Below are 19589 nucleotides of genomic sequence, written 5' to 3' on the forward strand. Positions count from 1 at the left end.
TTTCGCTGTAAAATGGAGGTTAGAAGCGCTTTATTATTCGTTTTTTATACACATTAGATGATCTAGGATAACGGTATCGCTTGGTTGCACATCGATAGCTTCACCCTGACCTTTATATATGATATCGCGGAAACTGGCCTGCGAGATACCTTTGGCTTTTATCGGTTGATGACTGATTAAATTTCGTACAAATAAGCCCTGCACATGCTCGCCATACTCGACCACCAAACCTTGTTGTGCTAGCGGACTGATGACCATATTCTCGATAAAAACATGACTTATACGGAGCTTACCCACAGGCATAATCCGTATGGATCGGTGTGAAATTGAATAGAAGTCCTGCCAGTTCTGGAGATAAATAGTTGAAATGTTGTCGATTTCGCCCCGATATATCGAACCACTGACTACATTGACATTTTCTTCGCCTGCTCCCACCCCGGTGTCTGTTAATCCTATATTAATAAAGTCGTCACCACTTTTACCTTTGCAATTTGCAATAAGAATATTTTTACAGCCAAAACGTACGCCCATGCCGTCTTGATTCAAAATCTGTTTGTCTACTCCATCAACAGTGACGGCCTGCCTTACGTTAAAAGTAATATCGCTTACCTTACCGTTTGTACAGCGTTCCAATACCAGTCCATGCCCATGATAATCCTTTAATGTAATGCCGCTAACCTCAAATACATCAGTGTGAGCCAATATAATGGCGTGGTTCCGCCATCCACCTTTTTGGTTCTCTTGGGGCTTACCTGCATCTGTACCATAAGATTGTCCAAATCCGCTGGGATTTAAGGACAAGATTTTATTATGGTCACCGGTAGCTCTGGGATGATCAGCTCCTTCTAAAAGAACATTTCCTTTTCCGATAATCTTGATATTCTTTGTGGGTGCTATATCTTTAATTGCCAACCCTGCATTTGCCGAACGAATAAAATTATCCCGGCATTTATCCGATAGCTTAATGGTACAGTTATTCAATTCAAGTTCAAAATCGCCCGGAAGCAAAATGGCCTGATCGATGAGCCAGACACTTTTTTTCGTTACCGCATCGTATTTAGGGATCACTACTTTCCTAGTCGACTTTTTTGCTTCATTTATGGCTTTTTGTATACGTTCTGACTGGGAACCACTTTTGTATTTATTGGGGCTGATCGAAGTCTCATCTACCTTTTGGGCGACAGCCGCTGTCAGATACATTACGTTAAACAAGCAAAAGCAATATGTAAGCAGAAGCGTTTTTCTAAAAATTGTCATTTTCATGATCGTTAGGATTTCAAAAATATAGAATTGCCTTCCTCCTATCTGAAAGGGTAAATCGGTAAACTATTGGCTGTATTTTTATTTCTTTCCACTGGAAACCTTTTTCTTAAACTCTGAAGGGCTCAGTTCAAACTGTTTTTTGAAACAGACGCTAAAGTATTTGGCATTGTTAAACCCGGTTTGGTAAGCAACTTCAGCTATCGTCAAATCCGATTTTTCTAACAGATAAGCACTTCTTTTCAGTCGCATATTCAAAATAAATTCTTTGATAGACATTCCCACAATATCATGTATTTTTTGATAGAGAATGGTTCTGCCTACGTTCATATCAGCCACAAAATCTTCTACGGAATAACTGGCATTGTCAATATTTTCTTCAATGACCTGAATGGCCTTAATCAGCAGTTCCTCGTCCATGGAGGTAACGGTTACATTGGAGGGATCTACCTGAACGTGTTTGCTGTATTTTTCTTTTAGTTCCCGCTGATTTCTTAGAATGGTTTCCGTCTGTTGCAACAGATAGTCGACATGAAACGGTTTATCAATAAACACATTGGCGCCATATTCCAATGCTTTTATTTTATGCTGGTTGTCATCTCCCGTACCCGAAATCATAATAATAGGAATATGGCTAGTCTTAAAATTTTGTCTAAGGCTACGGCATACTTCCAAGCCATTGCGATTTGGCATGATCAAATCGGTAATAATAAGTTGCGGATAAATTTTTTCGGCTTTAATTAAGCCTTCTTCCCCATCACTCGCCGTGTACACATTATATTTTTCGGCCAGACGCTGCTCCAGGTAAACACGCAGCTGTTGGTCATCTTCAATGAGCAGGATATTATCTGTCTTTTTTATAGGGATCGATCTTGTTTCTGGGGCTGCAGTATCCTGCATGATAATATCGTCGATTTCAGAAACGGTATAATCATAAACGTTAGGCTGCATATCGCCTGCCCCGGCCTGTTTTCTTAACGGTAGTGAAATGGTAAATGAAATTTTATCGGTCTTATTGACCATCCATATTTTACCCTCCAGCACATCTACCAGTTCTTTCACAATGGCAAGTCCAAGTCCTGAACTTTCTTCAAAAGTTGGCCGATGAGAAGATAAGCGGTTGAAAGAAGTGTAAAGCATCGCGATCTGTTCTTCAGAAAAACAATCACCGGTATTTATAACTTCAATGGAGATGTATTCGATTTCCGTCGGATTTAACGAAGGAAACCGTTCTTTTTCTTCTGCTGTTGCACTATAGATACGTACGCCCACATACCCATTATCTGGTGTATATTTTAGGGCATTGGAAAACAGATTAGTCAATATTTTTTCGATAACATCGTAATCAAAGGCAACATATAAATTGTCCTTGTACGCGGAAATATTGGTTTCAACACCTTTTTTATTGGCATAGAGCTCAAATAAGCTAAATAGATCCCTTACAAAATTGATAAAATCACCAACCTGCGGATTGAGTGTAATTTTTTGGCTTTCTATTTCGCGAAAGCGCAGCAATTGGCTAATCATCCGCTGTATTCTGGATACATTTTTCTCTATTAAATCCATGTATACCAAAGCGGTATCATTGGCCACAATAGTGTCTTTGAGTTGTTTAAGCGGCTGTAAAACCAAGGTTAGCGGTGTTTTTAAATCGTGTGAGATATTGGTAAAGAAGTCGGTACGCGCCTGGTTCAGCTCTTGCATATTCTGTTCTTTTAAACGCTCGAGTGCTAATCGCTCTTTAAACACTCTTTTATTGCTGTAATATCTCATTATGAAAAAGAGCAGAGCAGAAACAAGTGCTGCATAGCAGCAATAAGCCCACCACGACAAGAAAAATGGTGGATCGACATGAATATATAATCGTGAAATTTGATCGCCCCATAGCCCATCATTGTTGGAAGCCTTGATTTCAAAGGTATAATCTCCGCCTGGAAGATTGAGAAACTGTACAGATTTCTGATTGGCATGACTGATTTGCCAGTCTTCACCAAGCCCCAACATCCGGTAAGCGAACTGGTTTTTCTCTGCGGATAGATAACTATTTGCCGAAAACTTAATTTCTACATTAGACTGGCTACTGGAGAGTCTTATCTTGTCTTCTTTTCGATTGGAAAGACTACCAATGTCTTTCGTTAAAACTGATGAGCCATCCGCTGGTTTCACGAGTTTATTGTTGACCAGAAATCCTGTAAAAAACACTTTCGGTTTTTGAAGATTTTTATTGAGGTACGCCGGATCGAAAAGTAGAAATCCATTGGTACCACCAAACAGCATTTCACCCCTGGAAGTTTTGTAAGCGGCATGAATATAAAATGAACCAATGTTATTTTCCTGATAAAATCTCGCTTTCTCAAATTTACTGGACTTCCAGTTGAAACAAAAAAGACCATCACTGGTACTTAACCAGATATTTTTCGTGGCAACATCTTCTAATATGCCAAATACCATTTTCGCCGGAAATCCGTTATTTACACTATAGTTGACATATGTCCCATCTCTTCTGAGTACATTTACGCCTTTACCCAATGTTCCCAACCACACTTCGCCATTTGAAGTCGCTGTATAACTACACAGGTAATTTGCTGAATAGGAAGCATCTTTGAGCACGTAGTGCTTCAATACCTTTAAGGTATGGGGATTTACAACAAAAAATCCTTGATGGCTAATTAAACAGAGCTGATCTTGGTTATTCACATATAATGCTTCGACTTCGAGTTCCATTTTTTTGCCCTGCGCATTAAGGACGCTCACCATCTCTATAGAACCCTGAGGCTTTCTTCGATATAAAAATGATTTATCGGGATCTGTCATCCACCAGGTGCCTTCCTTATCGTTTACAAAATCATAAACGGTGAGTGGTTGCTGGCTCTCCGGAGAGCGGAAATTGAAACTGCTGAAATGCTGATTGTCTACATCATAACTGCCAATACCGCCGTTATAGGCTGAAATCAACAGTTTTTTGCTCATTCGGTCAAATTTCAGGCGTTTAATCATATGGGGACTTAACGAACTACCCTGCGATTTTTCTAGGGGGGTAAACTGATCCTTTTTTCTATTCCAGTAATTCAAGCTTCCCCCCTCGGTACCGATCCATATGTTTCCCAGATGATCTTCCTGAAAACTACTGACTATGGGGTGATTGAGTCCCCCTGGGCTGGGCTTGAAGTAACGAACTCGGGAATCGTAAAGCGAGCAATAAGCTATTTTACCACCGTAAGTACCTATCCAGGCCCCTTGGTCCGGGTCTGGATAAATCGTCCATATCGAGTTATTAGGTAATGAATAGGCATCGTTCAGGTTCATCCGTAAGGCACTGCTACTTTCAGTCGCGGGATCATAAAAAAATAATCCGGCCTGTGTAGCCACCCAGATTATGCCGGTTTGGTCCAGATAAAGTTTTTTGGTTAAAACAGATGAATTTCCCGCTACGCTTACCGGGATCTTCTGTTTTAAGGTACCTGTCAAATCCGTTACATGGATTCCCCCTCGCTGTGTTAAAAAGTAATATAAGCCCCGATACGCAACCGCATCGTTCACCTGATTTGTCGTACTACCAAAATCCGCAAACTGGATTAAGCGTTTTTTCGTCATTTCAACTTGATACACAACAGCGCCTTGGCTTAGAAACACGTGATCTTTAGCACTCAATATATTTTGGAAAGACTTGTTTTTGGGCAATAAAAAGCTTTCTGTCAGTTTATTTTGCGGATTATAGCGTAGTATGCTATTGTCTGACAGCATGTAAACCTGACCATCGCTATGTACACAAAGCGAACGGATCATTCCGGGAACCACGACATGAAAAGAAAACCGTTCGTAATCGAATTTTAATAAGCCTTGCCCAGAAGCTAGAAACAGATTTCCCTTTTTATCCCGAATTAAAGAACCATAACCCCATTTTTGTGCTGGTTTGATCGCAGAGACGATATCATTTAACTGATAAAAACTGTTGCCATCGTACATGAAGAGCGCATCGGGTCCCGTGTACCAAATACGCCCTAAACTATCTTTTGCGATGCTCTGTATACCGCCATAATAAGAAGTTTCGGGCATCAAATGAAATCTATACCTCGAAAGATCGATACCGAGAACACATTGCCCCCAAAAAATGAGGAAACAAATTATCAGACTGTATTTATTCATTTACCGATGCTATTAAAGCTGTTTAAATTTCAATCCAAGATTTACGCGTGCCAGTTACAAACAAAATACCTGAAGCTAATTGTTGATCAGTGGTTCTATAAACTTCGATTATCATACTATTAGGCAAAGAGCTTCGTCGAAATTCTGGCCTTAGCTCTTTTTCAGCTGTTCAGCTCCATGCGAAGCCAACAGTACCAATTTACTTAAAAACAGGCGTTGGGGACAAACTTATCTTCTTTTGCTGATTATTTTTGAGTTCGAAGATTACAAGTTCATTTTTTCCGGGTATTAAATCCGCCGAAGGAATTAATATCGACTGCTGTTTTTCTTCCTCCCAGTAAGATCCCAAATATTTTTTATTTAACCAGACCTCGCCCATTCCCCATCCTGTCATATTAAGATACTTGTTTCCGGACAGATTGTGTTCGAACTGACCTTTGTAAAAACCGGGGCTGTCATTAGCTGGTCTTTGTTCAAAAACCAAATCCTTGAGTGGATAATTACGCACCGTTAAGGGAATCATTTTCCAGTCTTGAAGGTCGTTTCCATCTAAAGTAATGGTGCCAAATAGCCCTTTTGAATTATCTGTAATTTCTGGTCCGTAAGTGATCCGACCAATATTCTCGACATAAAGTTGAAGCAAGTGTTTGCCTGGATTTGCTTTGATGGCTAGTTTTTTACTCTTATCTGTCAGGCTACCCTGCACCTTACCGTCGACATAGACCACGGCATAATCGCGTACGTTTTCCAATTCCAGCTCTTCGCTTTCGGCATCAGTGTTTATCTCGGTCTGATAAAGTACATAGCCCGATTCGATGTCCAAATCATTAAAAGATAATGCATTTCCTGCCTCGACAGTCTTATTATAGACCTGGTTTACGGATGCTTTCTCTTCTAACATAATTTCCTGTGCTATGAGGATCTGACCCCAAAGAAAAGTCATCATAGACAATATCATTGTTCTTATCATCGTTTAATCCTTTTTATTTCTCTAAAAATGACTGAATAAAGGTCTCTTCTACGGCCACTTGCGGCGAGAATTTCTCACTTTTTACATAATTATCGATACTGTACAACAATTGTTGGGTAGCGGGACGGTTATCCATATCATTTTTGGTATCCAATGCCAATACTAGCAGTTTCCCGCCGTTCATTTTGGCTTCGAAACCAATACCCAATTTCTGGTTGTTGTCGTAACTGTCGATGACCTGTATAAAGGGACGCAGTTGTTGTGGTGCATGTTGCATTTCGATTACTTTTGCATGGTTTAGGATATCCCACCATTGCCAATCGGTATGGTATGAAGTAAGAAAATCCTTAAACATGGCCTGTTTATGATGGACCAGGTTGCCGATGGTCATCGGTGCCCATGCAAACATAATGGGATTCCAAAAATGATTGTGAAACATTGATTTTCGACCCTTTACCTGGTCTGGCGAAGGATAAAAAACCACGGTTTTGCCCTGGGCCAACTGCCTTTTTGCAACATCATCGTAGACATCGGTGTACAACACATTTGCTGTAGATTGCATCAGATGTTGATGCTTTGGATATACCCAAATGTCCCAGCTATTCTTAATGCTATCGTTCACCGCAAGATGAACCGTAAATTTTTGGGTGCCGATGTTTTTCAGGGAAATCTCAAATTCGCCTACCGGCGATACATTTTCGTTGGCAATGGTTTGCTTTTTCAGCGTTCCCTTTTTCAATACGTTACCAGCGGTATCAGTCAACCACCATTTAATTTTCGCATTTTCAAGTGCAGAATTGCTAAAGTTATATACCTCGGCTTTACCCTTAAATGTTTCTGTGTTGAAAAAACTGCTTTTGTTATAGCGTAGTAGAGCGACTGTTGGCGCGCAAAACTCCCTGAATTTTTCTGCCGTAACCAATCCTTTCGAATCCCAAAAAGGATCGAATATCCCCACGGGTGCGTAACCTTGTCCCGGAAAGTCGTTCATCGACAAAAGCTGAAATCCGGCAGATTTACCCGATCGTAACAGGGCTTCAATCACGGCTTTGTACTCCAGCACGGTCAGCGCACCAGATGCTCTGAAGAAATCCTTTGCCTGGTCCAGCATGCCATTTTTTTGCAATAAATCGCTAAATACTTCAAAATTACGGGCCTCTACGGGGCTGTTGGCATATTTCTTTATTTCATCAAAATTTGGATAGATACAACGTTGTCCCGACTCATGTGAAATGACGGGCACATCTACATCAGACTCCGCATTCTTGTCCCAATCAGCACCCGGTTGACCTTCGTAAACCTTTACAGCCCCTTTGTTGGTTTGCTGGGACACGTAATATTGATCTGATTTAACTCTTGTCCGTGCAGTAGAACCGCTATAAAGATGACGAGGATCAGCTTTTCTGCCTTCGGCGGTAAGTTCCTCAATAAAGTCGAAGTTCCCTGTAATTTCATTGCCGTTGCAGTACAGAACAAACGAAGGATGGTTGCCGTATTCTTTCAAAATAGCTTTAATTTCACGGCGGAAGAAGTTATATCTGGCCTCATCGGGTTCGGCGTCTTTCCCCCACATAGGCATTTCCACTTCAAAATATATCCCATGTTTGTCTGCCATGCGAAAGGCCGCCGCCGGGGGGCACCAAGAATGGAAACGTAAATGGTTCATGCCGTAGTCCTTCATCAGTATCATAATGCGTTCCCAAGAGGCATCATCGAGCGGAGCATGCCCTGTTTTTGGGAACACTGCATTTTCAACATTGCCTCTTAAATGGATCGGATGATTATTGAGCAGGACATGGTTTTTTCCTTGTTTTACTTCACGCATACCAAAGGTGGTCGCTTTTTCATGCTGGTAACTATTTTTACCGTCGGAAGTATTCAGCTGGCAGTTAATCCGATAAATATTTGGGTTAAACTCATCCCACAGTTTAATCTGTTTACCTAAGGGAATTTTTGTCTCTATATACGTGACCGAATCGGTACTTAACAAAGCAATTTCATTTTTAAGACTGTAGTTTGTTCCGTCGATAGCAAAGGAAACCTTTCCCTTTACCTTTTTTTTTGTTACATTATTGATCCGTAATTTTACTTTTATGGACTGATCGTTGATATTTGGGTATACCTGAAGGTCTTCCACATAAACCGGATCTATGGCCAGCAGTTTCATTTCTCCCAAGATACCGTTCCAGTTAATCTGCGTAAATTCAGTATGTGCATGGTTCCATTTATGTGTATTGTACTGAAATCGGTTATCGATACAAATGGTAATACGATGCTTTTTTCCGGGTTTTAAGGAAGTACTCAGATCGTGATTGTGAGGCACACTCACATAATCGATGCTGCTAACTTCCTTGGTATCTACGAAAATTGAACTTAACCAGTGGGTGCGCTCAAAATATAGGAATATTTTTTTTCCCTTCCAGTCAGCAGGAATATCGATATCGCGTTGGTACCATGCCGGCCCCATGTATTCGTATTTTCGGGTCAGACGGTCAATATATTTATAAGGATTTTGATATCCTATCTGATAATCGTCGGTAATACCCGGAAGTTTAATTGTTCCTTGTAAACCGTGATTATAGCGGGGAGACAGGGAGCCCCTTCGAAAATCCATCACGTCAGTTTGGAAGCCCCAAGTACCCGATAAATCGATGACATCTTGCGCCTTTAAAAAGGTTGCTTGCACTAGAAACCCCAGTAGGCATATTATTTTAACGTATTTGTATATACTTATCTTGTATTCGTCCATTTTATATTTCGATTATTTATGTACTTTCATTCTCTTCACCAACCTATTCTGTGCGCGCCAGGCCGAATAGCCTTTGTCAGTGTGAAATTGTCTTTAAGGGCTGTTTTCGAAGCGCTAAGATTGAAGTTCTATTTATTCTCATAATAATTCTTCATTAGATACCAGACTTTTTTGCGATAGCCTTGATCCGACACCAGTCCTTTTCGGTTCCAGCCATCTTGATTGGTCGGATGAAAACGGAAAGGCGAACGGAAATCAAATAGCACCCAGGGTGAAGTTCCGCGCAGGTTTGGGATATGCTTAAACATTTCGAGGTTGTTTTTGTATAAAGTCTCTTGGTAATCTTCACTCCATGAACTGACGACATCCTTTTCGCCCGTTTTGCCATACAACGCCTCGCCTCCAAATTCAGAAATAATTAAAGGCTGGCCTTTTGCCACATCCCATACTGCTTTATTAGGAGAAACTGGCCAGGAATGGTACCAGCCTAAATATTTGTTGACAGCTACGACGTCCAATTCTTTCGTAAAAGGATCATCCATAACAAAGGTTTCCTTCTCCTTATTGAAACGAACAAGATCAAAAGCAGCGGTTATAAGCCTGGTCGTGTCAACGGCTCTGCATGTAGCAATCAAATGCCTGATAAAAGCATTTCTAGGCTCGGACGGTTGGGTTTCATTGGCTACCCCCCAAAAAGCGAGTGCGCAACGATTTTTGTCTCGAGCAACCATTTCCCGCATCATTTTACCGGCTTTATCTTTGGTCGATTCATTTTCAAAATCGATGCCCTGCCATATGGGAATTTCTTCCCACAACAAGAAACCCATTTTTTCGGCCGTTCTCACGATGTATTCATTTTGTGGATAATGCGCCAAACGAATCATATTACAGCCCAAAGCTTTCGCTTCTGAAAGCAGCATCACTGCATCTGCCTGTGAAAAAGCACGACCTTTGCGCTGAGGTATTTCCTCATGAAATGAAATGGACTTGAGAAAAATAGCTTCGTCATTCAGGAAGATATCTTCCCCTTTTACCCAAATATTGCGAAAACCTATTTCCTCTTCTATTTGATCATCGCGCGTTGAAATCTTCACGTTATACAGTTTAGGTGCAGTAGGCGACCAACGTTTGATTTCTCTCGATAGGAATGAAGTTTTCACTTCTCCCTGAGCATCTGTTTTAAGCGTTTGTTTTAGTTGTAGTTCCGGTATTTCGATAGTTACCGAGGAATTGGCTATCTTTTCCGAAAGTTTGACCTTCGCAGTGATTTTATCGGCTTTGGTTTTGTCCAATTGAACAAAATAATCATCGATAAAAACTTTTGGCGTGCTTACCAAAAAGACATCTCGGGTGATACCGCCATAGTTCCACCAATCAAAGGCCATTGCCGGAATGGCATCAACCTGCCGGCTATTATTTACCTCAACTGCCAAAAAATTATCGTTTTCTTTAGCTGCATCCGTTATTTCAATCTGAAAGGGAGTAAAACCACCTTCATGTTGTGCAATCTCTTGTCCATTGAGATAGATGCGACAACGGTAATTTACAGCAGCAAAATATAAGAACAGCCTTTCGTTACTTTCTTTCAATACATCGAACTTGCGGCCATACCAGATGGTACCTTCGTAATATTTAAGTTCAGGCATTTGACTGTTCCAATCCGAAGGTACATTTAAACGGAGACCATTCTCGAAAGCGTATTCATAAAAATCAGTCTTATTTTCGGCCTTTTTATTCAGATAGATTTGGTTTTTTCTTCCCTGGTCGTATAAGTCTACAATAGCGTCCCACTTTCCATTTAATGATTGAGTTCGCCTACCATACACATTGGCCATATTCTGCTGAGCAACAAGGTTGGAGGTTATCAGGCTAAAAAAAAGGGACAATATCAAAGATAGATTGATCAGCTTTATCATAATAGGTGTTAATTGTTTATAAAATTTTCTATTTTACCTGCAATGCCGAAAGCTTTGTCCAACCCTGAGCCGTCAAATCTCCATCAAGGGCAAGTTGAATTGCCGGCTTATTTTCCTTGGTTGTATCAACAATGGCGACTGCCCAGCTATATATTCCTGCAGGTAGATCTACTTTTGCATTTATTTTATAACTTGCAGCAGCACCTTTCAACCAAGCAGACGGTTCACTCTGAAGATCTACAAAAATCTTTCTAACATTCCCTTTGGCATCTAACAGTGCAAAAGCAACTTTATATTTGTAGTTCCATTGTGGAATATTATTAGGAAAATAGCCCCAGCCCATATTCTGCCAACGATGGGAGATTTGCGCTATCTTTCCCGACTTGATATCTTGAGGGAGATTGATTTGGTCTGGATATACACGGTACCCCCCTTCTGTAATAAACCGTTGAACCAGATCAAAGGACTTAAACCAGGATTCAGTTTCTCCCCCCGCTCTAAAGTCCATCATATTGACATGGGCTTCGGCCGACAGGTCGAACTCTCCTTTTCTAACATCCTCATCATGACCTTCTCTATATTTTCCACTCGGGTCTATCCAATAACGGTGCTTACCTGGAGCAATAATCCAGCCCCCTTCCATAATGATAGGACGCTTAAAATTCCATTTCCTGGCAAAATCCTTTTCCCAATTCTGGTAATAGCCAGTCATGCCAAAAGCATCTTGGCGCAAGCTATAACCTTTATCAATAGCTTTATCCAACAAGCGTTCACTGTTCGGGTTGACTGCTCCCCAACTTTCGGGATGACCTACAAGACGATGGTAGTTGATAACCAAAGGAACTTTTGTGAATGTGTTGGCATATAAACTGGTCACCCAGTCCAAGGTTTCTTCCTTTATTTTTTCAGTACTTTCGGGCGTTGCCATTTTGGGATCTTCATAGACAACATAATGTGCTTCACCCCATTTTCCTAAGCCATAGGCATCAATAAAAGAGGTCTTTTCAGGATCATTAAATTCCTTGGCCAAAGCTGTGATAAATTTGGTGTAGTATTTTCTAAATACCGTATCCTGAGGATAAGGGGTTTGTCTATCGGGATGATTTTTATTTTCCAAATAATATTTGGCTCCAAGGTCGAACACAAATTTGGGTGTATTTTGCCCCTGGTCGCGGCCATCTACCACTATACGGAGCGCTATGGGCAACCCTCTCTTTTGCGCGCCTTTTAAGAGCTTTCCTATTCTGGAATTTGGATCATCCCAGGCATAAACGCCTTCACTGGGATTCAGAGAAGACCAGCTCGTGCGTACATAGCATGCCGAAGCATAATCGATGACCTTTACCTTTTTACCCAATGCTGGCACAAAATATTCGATATCCCAATACGAATCGTCGGCATTACGGGGAGCATACATTACCCAACCATTTAAAGGGTTGCGCAAGACTGAATGTCCATCGTATTTTGGCTTTAATAAGATATACCCCGAGTTGCCGGCACCGCCTTGGGCTTTATTTTTTTGAGAGAAGCCAAGCGACGCGCAAGTACAAAATAAGAGGATAAAAACACTTTTGATTATCCTATTTGATATTATCTGTCTGTTTATTATTTCGTATCTGAACATATTTTTTAAGTCTATTGCTTGTTAGTTTTTGGATTTCCGTTTTATCAGCCCCCTTCTTATAGTTTATAATTTATTGGTGTGTTCAAATCAAATTGATTTATTGGGATGCATTACAAAAATAGCTATGTCAGGCTACCGCTATGGTATTGGTTTGTTCAGAAATGGTTCGTTTTTGTACAAAAATTGGATGTCGATGTCTTTCTTCATTTGTGATAGAGCTTTCCTGAGCGCTTCAATTTTTGCACAGGATAATATCTACTTTCTGCTTAATTTCAAACTATAGCACAATCTGCCTTACCGCTGAAGCTTTTCCAAAAAAAATCCAATCCAAAAAATAAAACTATTTTCAAATAGCCGTTGTTCTTACTGTACAAAACGTCTACAAGCTGCCTTTCGAAAGAAAGGTTCAACATAAAAATTGGCGTCGTACAGTGAAAATCCAATAGTCTTTAAAAACATTGGATGACGAAACAAAAAAGAGGAAACGATAGGAAACATAAAAAATTACTGTACAACTAAACGCTAAGAGAAAGGGTCTGATAAGAATCAGACCCTTTTGACGTAAAAAAGCCAAATCTTGCGACGTGGCTTCGAACTAAATTTAAACATATGATTCACTAGTGCTTTACTTGTAACTTAGTTTCGCAACGCACTAGTTGTTAGATATTATTTGTACGAATTGATCGATTTGGATACTTTCCAGTCATTGCCTACACGTTCCAAGGCAACTAAATCTGTCTTGGTGAAATCCTCAAATTTCAAGGTTAATTTAGCGACCATATAGTCTGCCGATTCTTCTAAGATGTCTGTGCTTACTGTACAGTTTAGTTTCTCGCCTTTTTGCTTTTTCAAGGATTTAACGACTTCGCTACGGCTGTTAGACTGCGCATTGGAAGCTTGGATCTTTTGATTGAAATCAGCTGCGAACAACTGCTCTACTCCTGCTGATTCGCCCTCCGTAGTGACCGCAACATAGTTATCAAGTGCCAAGTCTGCTGCGGAAAGGTTAACGTTTGCTTTTGTTGCTTTTGCTCCAGGTCCATCAGCTGCTATAGCGAAAGTTGATACTGCGATTAAAGCTGCTGCTGCGAATGTTTTTACTAGCGTTCTCATAATGTCTTTATTTTATTATGTTAGTTTTTTGTTCTTATTTGTTGACTCAAAATTACAACACAATAGGCCCCTAGCCTACCGGCTTTAGACCAACGATCAGGAAAACTCGGTGAATGGGGGAAATGGGGAGAGGAAAGGGTTTAGAATAAAGCACTGAATTTTCGATAATCAGACTATAACAGCTATCTTTAATAGCAAAAGCTTCCACAAGTCCAAATGATTGAAATTTACCATCAACACTATAAAGTATTCATCTATACGGATCACCAATATACAGTTGAGTCTACCGATAATTTCAGACTCTACAAACAGGTATATGTTGATGATTCTTGTGATCGATATAGCAACGTATCTAACATTGCCATTTTAGTAAATCATGGTCAAGATGAAGTGGCTAGTGCCATTCTTTGTGATACAGGGGTTTTCACAGGATTGAGCGAATCCTCCTTTATAATCGAGGAGAGTGTGCTTTATATTTGCGCAGGGAATAAACTATATTATTTAAATATACCAGACTTAACGCTCAAATGGACAGGACAAGTAGATCATATAACGAATTTCAGTGTTCAGAAATTAGAAGATGATCTGCTCGTTCATGGTGAACTCGAAATCACAAGAATAACAAAACTCGGAGAAATAAAATGGCGATTTGGAGGACACGATATCTGGGTAAATAATAATGGTCATCAAGAAGTGACAGTATTACCGAAAAGTATACAACTGGTCGACTTCAGATCGCATTGTTACCAACTAGATTTTGATGGTAATATAATTACTCAGAATTAAATCGGAATTTATATTCTACAATAGTGGGAAACAATACTCATAAATATTTTTAGGATTTTTTCTAGAAATCCCCATAGCAGTACATTCGATGTTAATATGGTCGATTATTGCTCACAGTACCTATAGGTTTTTTGATCAGAAAGCCTATTTAGATATAATCTTCTTTCGCCATAATAGCTATCAATCCGGTTAATCACAGCGATTGGGGAGTCAATTCCCAGTCTGCTATAGAGCGTATCATTCCGAACGAAATTATACGTATCATTAAACACAAGGATATCCTGCATGTCACTATTATCGCCACAATTTTTCCACACGGAATTCGTTAAACTCTTGTTTTTACAAGAAAAAAACAAAAAGCTCGGTCCCAAAATAACAAGGAGAAATTTTAGTCTCATCGTAAAACTACATTGCATAATATGTACGCTAACAATAATACATAATTTTCGCCGGATCAAGCAATCTAAAGAGTGTAATTCCTTTACTAATGACCATTATAGAACAATTATATCCACTTCCGTACAGTTACTATAATAACCCATTAGCTTTTCACTCTTAAAATCAACATAAAGGAACCTGAATCAGTACAAATCGTTGAAGCAGATGAAAATAGAATCAAAAAACATGAAAGATTAACCTTAAAGGAAAACAAGCTCATCGTCTGATTGATAAACAAGCCGAACCATCACTTATGGTTGTCGGGATATATCAAATATGTACCATGTAGGTTTGCCAAGTGGTGAATTTACGATAAAGCAACTTAAGGGTCGATATATTCAAATAATTGAATTTATCTTCTTGTTTTAAATAGCGTAGTTCATTATTTTTATGGAAATACAAAATTTAACAAAGACCATATAAACGAGATATCAAAACATGGGTATCAGAAAAACACTTCAACTTTTAAATTATAATAACCATGGGAATGACCCAAAGAGACATACGTGCATCTGAATTAATCCACATGAAAAAACTAATATTTACTATCCTTTTCGTATCATTATTTTCACTAGGTTATGCCCAGACTACAGTTCAGATCTCAAAGACATCAAAAGGAGCACCTATTATGTTTGTTGATAGTGTACAGATAAGCCAAGCAGACCTGCAAAAATTGAATCCTAACGACATAGCTTCAGTCAAAGTATATAAAGATAGTCAAGCATTTAAACACATTGACAGTAATGCAAATGGAGCCCTCTACGTTGAAACAAAGCAATTCTGCAGAAAACGCTTTCTTAACTACTTCAAATCTAAATCATCAGCGTTCAAGCATCTATTGGAGTCCCAGGGTAGCGATGACGGTTTTCATTACATCCTTCATGGAAAATTACTTGGCAAAGGCTATGAAGCAAAGCTCGCAACTATTAATGACAAGTTTTTTAAATCCATAACAATCATCGAAAAAAAGGAACTTGTGGACAGATATGGCGCTACGGACAAGAATTTCGGAATATTAATTGTTTCGGATGAGCCAAAAATTTAAAATAATGGAAAATAAAACCGAGCATATAATTCGCTTGTATAGCAACAAAAAGAAAACATTGTTAATGCTAATTGGTTCGCTACTGTTTGTCGCAGGTGGTATTTTCTTTGTAATGCATCCGGAGAGTTTTGACGGTGAACCTCTAATAACGAGGATGATCGGTATCCTATGTATTTTATTTTTTTGTTTCGCCGCCATCGTATTCGTCCGATATTTGATTTCAAACCGGCTACTTCTTGAGATTACGGATCAGGGGCTACATATCGTCGATATACACAAAACTTTTATCGAATGGCAAGATATCAGTGGGTTTAAGGAAATAGCAATCTATTCAACCCCTATTATCATTATCCTAATTAAAAATAGTAAGGCAGTGATAGACGACGAGCCCAATATGATCAAAAAGAAAATGATGCAGTTTAATATGAATTATGGTTCGCCATACAACCTTAGTAGCGGCAATATGGCTATAAGGCATAAGGAGCTATTCAGACTCTTGAATGAAAAACTCATAAAATATTCGAATAACAACGAGTAACAAAACCGGATATTTCTCCGCTACGGCAAAAAGCAAAGCCATTTCAAAAACTGTCAATTTGTTAATTACAATCCTTTTTTACTAAAAGCTGATATTTCAACTATGAAGATTTCCTACACTATCCGTATAAAATTTTAGTGAAACACGGCTAGCATCAAAAACTGTTCTATTAGTGAAAATATATGTACTTCTGGGTTTCAATGAAAAGGAATTCATTTTACCAAACCGAAATGACTCATCTACCCTGTTTTTACTATAAATATCTTTTAAATCTACAGTCTTTTGATGTCTTACATTACCCTTCAATAGAAAGTAATACGAAGTATCATTTTCTTCTATTTCAAAACGTACAATGTCTCCTTCTTTTGATACTATTTTTTTTTCATTCAGATTAATGCAAATATTATTTCCAGCACAACCTACCATTGAATAAGCTATCATCACTAAATATAGAAAGAACACATCATTATTTATTTTCATCATCATTTTTATTAACTCCAATGCTCATTTAACAACAATCCCCTAGATTACTTACAATATCAAAAAGAATCTTTTCAGTAGAAATTATAACCTATACTTCCCTTGGTTAATATCCTTTTCAAAAATTTCCAAATTTGATTTTGCTCTAATTGACCCAAGTTCAGCCCCCCTTTTATATAATTCGTAACTCATCTTTAAATCTTGCCGAATCCCTTCGCCTCTTTCATAAAAATCCGCCAGGTTATTATAAGCCTCTGCATAGCCACCAGTAGCGGACTTTGTATACCAATAGATACATTTCTTTGGATTGTATAATGGGTTATTAACACCTAAAAAACTAATTGAATCAAACTGCTGCGCATAATCATATTGACCTTCCGGATTACCGCTATAAGCGCTTTTTTTTAGGTGATCAAATGCCAGCCAATATAATTTGTGCTTTTCAAAGTTCTTGTTCTTTCTCAAAATCTATGGTTTATTTCTTATTTCCCAATAAGGGATTTCTATTTTAAGCCAACACAATTTATAAAAAAAATCACATTGATAAAACTATTTCAAATTGGCTATTGTTCTTACTATACAAAACGGCTACAAGCTACCTTTCGAAAGAAAGGTTCAACATAAAAATTGGCGTCGTACAGTGAAAATCCAATGGTCTTTAAAAACATTGGATGACGAAACAAAAAGAGGAAACGATAGGAAACATAAAGATTACTGTACAACTAAACGCTAAGAGAAAGGGTCTGATGAGAATCAGGCCCTTTCGACGTAAAAAAGCCACATCTCCCGGCGTGGCTTTAATAAATAGATGATTCACTAGTGGTTTGTCTTTCATTACTGGCAAACCACCAGTTGTAAAATTCTATTTATACGAATTGATCGATTTTGATACTTTCCAGTCATTGCCCACACGCTCCAAAGTAACTAGATCAGTCTTGGTGAAGTTCTCAAATTTCAAAGTGACTTTAGCCACCATATAGTCTGCTGATTCTTCTAAAATGTCTGTGCTTACTGTACAGTTCAAGTGCTCACCTTTTTGCTTTTTCAATAGTTTAACTACGGCACTACGCCTGTTACTTTGCGCATTGGCCGCTTGGATCTTTTGATTGAAATCTTCGGCGAATAACTGCTCTACTCCTGCAGATTCGCCCTCTGTCGTCACCGCAACATAGTGGTCGAGCGCCAAGTCTGCTCTAGAAAGATTAACGTTTGCTTTTGTTGCTTTTGCTCCAGGTCCTTCAGCTGCCATAGCGAAAGTAGATACGGCGATGAGGGCTGCTGCTGCGAATGTTTTTACTAATGCTTTCATAATGTCTTTATTTTATCGTGTTAGTTCTGTTGTTCTTATTTGTTGACTCAAAACTACAACACACTACGCCCCTAGCCTACGGGCTTTAGACTAACAATGAGGAAAACTCGGTGAATAGCGGAAATGCGGAGGTAAACGTATAGTACAAATCCGGTACAGAATACCTCATAAAGTTTTTGGAATAGCCAGCCACATTCAAAAAATAAATGACTAATTTAATGCCGGGAAAGGCTTCCTATACGCGGGCAGTCGATCACCACTCAATAATATATTATACCTAATATTCTTTTATGGAAGATCTAACGACAATTGATGCACATCAGTCACATCCAAGAAATGCTTTTAAGGCAGGTGTATTTTCTTTAGTTTTTCCTGGCCTCGGGCAGGTCTATAACGGACAGATAAAAAAAGGTATTCTTTATTTTGCCCTGAGTTATCTCATTCCTGTAATTTTTGCTGTTACCCGTTGGGCAACCTCCTTTACCGGAATGGTCATTTTTATGACGATCGCGATTTCATTCCTTTTATGTATGGTAATGGATGCTATACGGAATGCAAAAAGACAAAAATTTTATATACTCAAACCGTACAACAAATGGTATAACTACATATTGATCGCCATCTTTATCTTAACAATGAACTTTGTGTTTGATATAAAAAAAATGATAGGCATACAATCTTACATTGCTCAAACAACAGCCAATACCCCAACGATTCTGGAAGGCGACTGGATTATAACAGATACAAAAGCCTACGAAAAAAATACACCTAAAACTGGTGATCTGGTTACGTTTACTAAAGAAGATGGTCAGTTATTCATGTATCGTATCGTTGGTCTGCCCAAAGACACGATCTCACTTAAAGACAATATTGTATCGATAAATAACAAGCTAAGTAAATCTAAATTTATTGCAGACAGAAATATAGAAGGTATAGACTTTTCTGAATTGGAAGAGACATTTCCAAATGGACACAGTCATCGCATCTATAAAAGTAAAGAAGAGTTTGATGATGGTATGATGAATATGAATGATTTCGTTGTTCCGACAGATAGTATTTTTGTATTGGGCGATAGCAGAGATCATGCGTTTGACAGCAGATACATAGGCTGCATCGGCAAGAATCAAATTACGGGACAGATTAAATACAGTTATTGGGGTAAGACTGGGTTCAAACGAATGAATATAAAATTCTGACAGGGAATCACGCCACAGG

General features: G+C 39.0%; 14 protein-coding genes. 4 read left to right on the forward strand and 10 right to left on the reverse strand.

Features of this window, described 5'->3' with window-relative positions; translation table 11 throughout:
* Positions 1-33 precede the first annotated feature (33 nt).
* The 7 genes from B3297_RS19950 to B3297_RS19980 form a co-directional block, all read right to left on the reverse strand.
* Complete coding sequence (locus tag B3297_RS19950; RefSeq protein ID WP_286779348.1) at positions 34-1200, reverse strand: glycosyl hydrolase family 28 protein; 1167 nt, start codon at positions 1198-1200, stop codon at positions 34-36.
* 141 nt (positions 1201-1341) lie between these two features.
* Positions 1342-5406, reverse strand: coding sequence for a hybrid sensor histidine kinase/response regulator transcription factor (locus B3297_RS19955; protein ID WP_201303480.1), 4065 nt, complete (start codon positions 5404-5406; stop codon positions 1342-1344).
* 199 nt (positions 5407-5605) lie between these two features.
* Positions 5606-6376: a hypothetical protein gene (locus B3297_RS19960; protein ID WP_115049816.1), complete on the reverse strand. Its 771-nt coding sequence runs from the start codon at positions 6374-6376 to the stop codon at positions 5606-5608.
* 13 nt (positions 6377-6389) lie between these two features.
* On the reverse strand, positions 6390-9125 hold the full coding sequence (locus B3297_RS19965) for a sugar-binding domain-containing protein (RefSeq protein WP_159332794.1): 2736 nt from the start codon (positions 9123-9125) through the stop codon (positions 6390-6392).
* A 128-nt stretch (positions 9126-9253) separates the two neighbouring features.
* On the reverse strand, positions 9254-11041 hold the full coding sequence (locus B3297_RS19970) for a glycoside hydrolase family 2 protein (protein ID WP_286779349.1): 1788 nt from the start codon (positions 11039-11041) through the stop codon (positions 9254-9256).
* A gap of 28 nt (positions 11042-11069) precedes the next feature.
* Complete coding sequence (locus B3297_RS19975; RefSeq protein WP_201639625.1) at positions 11070-12458, reverse strand: DUF4832 domain-containing protein; 1389 nt, start codon at positions 12456-12458, stop codon at positions 11070-11072.
* An 873-nt stretch (positions 12459-13331) separates the two neighbouring features.
* On the reverse strand, positions 13332-13778 hold the full coding sequence (locus B3297_RS19980) for a hypothetical protein (protein ID WP_286779350.1): 447 nt from the start codon (positions 13776-13778) through the stop codon (positions 13332-13334).
* A 216-nt stretch (positions 13779-13994) separates the two neighbouring features.
* On the opposite strand from B3297_RS19980, the gene B3297_RS19985 reads away from it, so the two are divergent.
* The 3 genes from B3297_RS19985 to B3297_RS19995 all read left to right on the forward strand — a co-directional run bounded on the left by B3297_RS19985 (position 13995) and on the right by B3297_RS19995 (position 16585).
* Positions 13995-14564 (forward strand): hypothetical protein, encoded by a 570-nt coding sequence (locus B3297_RS19985; RefSeq protein WP_201639627.1) that lies wholly within the window; start codon positions 13995-13997, stop codon positions 14562-14564.
* A gap of 919 nt (positions 14565-15483) precedes the next feature.
* Entirely contained in the window at positions 15484-16047 is a 564-nt protein-coding gene (locus tag B3297_RS19990) for a hypothetical protein (protein ID WP_286779351.1), read from the forward strand.
* 4 nt (positions 16048-16051) lie between these two features.
* The gene (locus tag B3297_RS19995) at positions 16052-16585 is read left to right on the forward strand and encodes an STM3941 family protein (RefSeq protein ID WP_070566412.1); all 534 of its coding nucleotides are present in this window, start codon (positions 16052-16054) and stop codon (positions 16583-16585) included.
* Positions 16586-16681: 96 nt separating this feature from the next.
* Here the strand turns inward: B3297_RS19995 and B3297_RS20000 are convergent, their stop codons facing one another.
* The 3 genes from B3297_RS20000 to B3297_RS20010 all read right to left on the reverse strand — a co-directional run bounded on the left by B3297_RS20000 (position 16682) and on the right by B3297_RS20010 (position 18374).
* Entirely contained in the window at positions 16682-17071 is a 390-nt protein-coding gene (locus B3297_RS20000; protein WP_070566396.1) for a hypothetical protein, read from the reverse strand.
* A 78-nt stretch (positions 17072-17149) separates the two neighbouring features.
* Positions 17150-17530: a tetratricopeptide repeat protein gene (locus B3297_RS20005; RefSeq protein WP_070566398.1), complete on the reverse strand. Its 381-nt coding sequence runs from the start codon at positions 17528-17530 to the stop codon at positions 17150-17152.
* Positions 17531-17927: 397 nt separating this feature from the next.
* A complete protein-coding gene (locus B3297_RS20010) occupies positions 17928-18374 on the reverse strand; it encodes a nuclear transport factor 2 family protein (protein ID WP_201639629.1) in 447 nt (148 codons plus the stop codon).
* Between the two features lie 290 nt (positions 18375-18664).
* Between B3297_RS20010 and lepB the strand changes: the two genes are divergently transcribed.
* On the forward strand, positions 18665-19570 hold the full coding sequence (gene lepB, locus B3297_RS20015) for a signal peptidase I (protein WP_070565288.1): 906 nt from the start codon (positions 18665-18667) through the stop codon (positions 19568-19570).
* Positions 19571-19589: the final 19 nt, after the last annotated feature.

Source organism: Sphingobacterium sp. UBA3519 (assembly GCF_002377215.1).
Taxonomy (GTDB): Bacteria; Bacteroidota; Bacteroidia; order Sphingobacteriales; family Sphingobacteriaceae; genus Sphingobacterium; species Sphingobacterium multivorum.